Here is a 1,462-nt window from a genome sequence, read left to right on the forward strand (position 1 = left end):
GCTTGGCATGCAACCTTCGGCAGCGGAAAGCGAGCGCATGGCGCGGCCGCCGACCGAAAACCTCGAAGCCTACGATTTCTACCTTCGGGCCGAGCAGACAGCACGGACCGGTCGGCGAGACGGGCTGCGTGAGGCACTCACGCTCTACGACAGGGCGGAGGAGCTCGACCCCGCTTTTGCCGAAGCCTTCGCGGCGGACGCAAGCATGACAGTCTATATCTGGCGCGAATCTTTCAACGACATCATGCAGAGCGCGCCCGCGCGCAAGCGCGCCTATGAGAAGGCAAGCCGTGCGCTGCAACTCGATCCGGACCTTTCGTCGCCTTATGCGATTCTTGGCATCATGCAGGTCGTGGATCGCCGCTACGAGGAAGCCATCGCTTCGGCCGAGCGAGCCGTCGCGCTCGGCCCCGGAGATGCCGAGACACAGATCGCGCGGGGATATGTCCAGCTGTTTGCCGGCAATCATGCCGAGGCAGCCGTTGCCGTCGAGACGGCGCTCAGGCTCGATCCCAACCTTTCCCCCATCAACCGGCAAATTGCCGGTCTGGTCTTTCTCATTCAAGGCAACACCGACAAGGCGATTGAGGCGCTCGAACGCGCCCGCGACGAGGCGCCGTCAGTTGGAGATTTCAGGATTGACCTCGCTGCGGCCTACGCCCGCGCCGGCCGTTTGCCCGATGCAAGAGCGGCGGTCGCCGAGGGACTACGTTCCACGTCGACAGCTGGGTCCGATTCATTGTCTGCATATCGGCTCAACGGTGCCCAATATCGTAACCCGCGCGATTTGGCTCTCATCATCGACGCGTTGCAGCAGGCCGGCTTGCCCGAATGGCCGTTCGGCTTCACCGGCGACGAGCACAACCGCTTGAAGGGCGAGGAGATCGCCTCGCTGGTGCTGGGCCATACGCTGCAGGGCCAGCTTGAACCAGGTCTCCAACAAGCCTTCCTCCAGATCGGGAGCGACGGCAAGGCAGCCTTCCGCTCCACCACGCGGCTGGTCACCGAGACCGTCCGTGTCGATGGCGACTTATTGTGCGAGCTGAGCGAGAATATGTTCGGGCGCCCCGACTGTGGACCCGTCTATAAACGCCGCGACGATGGAGGCGGCGGCTATTCCTTCGTCAACTCAAGCAAGGTGTTTCACTTTACGGTTGTTCAGTAGAAGCACACGCGCGTCATAACGGACGCACACACTCGCGTCCGATGCGGGACTAGAATAGGCTGCGCGAAGCCGCTTGATCGACCAAGGAGGGCGCGGGCAGGTATGGAGCGAAGGCTTACCGCGATCCTTGCTGCCGACGTGGTCGGCTACAGCACGCTCATGGGCGAGGATGAGGTCGGCACGCTCGAACGACTGAAGGGTTGCCGTCGAGAACTGGTCGAGCCCGCGATCAAGGAATTCCACGGTCGGATTATCAAGCTCATGGGAGACGGGGCGCTGGTAGAATTCGCCAGCGTC

2 protein-coding genes are annotated in these 1,462 nt (G+C 62.5%); both read left to right on the forward strand.

The features are described from left to right. Positions 1 to 37 precede the first annotated feature (37 nt). Entirely contained in the window at positions 38 to 1,165 is a 1,128-nt protein-coding gene (locus X733_RS136505; RefSeq protein WP_245274562.1) for a tetratricopeptide repeat protein, read from the forward strand. A gap of 102 nt (positions 1,166 to 1,267) precedes the next feature. After that, positions 1,268 to 1,462, forward strand: a 195-nt coding sequence (locus tag X733_RS0136475; RefSeq protein WP_031194419.1) for an adenylate/guanylate cyclase domain-containing protein, incomplete at its 3' end; no start/stop codon positions are given.

It is taken from the genome of Mesorhizobium sp. L2C066B000 (assembly GCF_000502335.1).
Classification (GTDB): domain Bacteria; phylum Pseudomonadota; class Alphaproteobacteria; order Rhizobiales; family Rhizobiaceae; genus Mesorhizobium.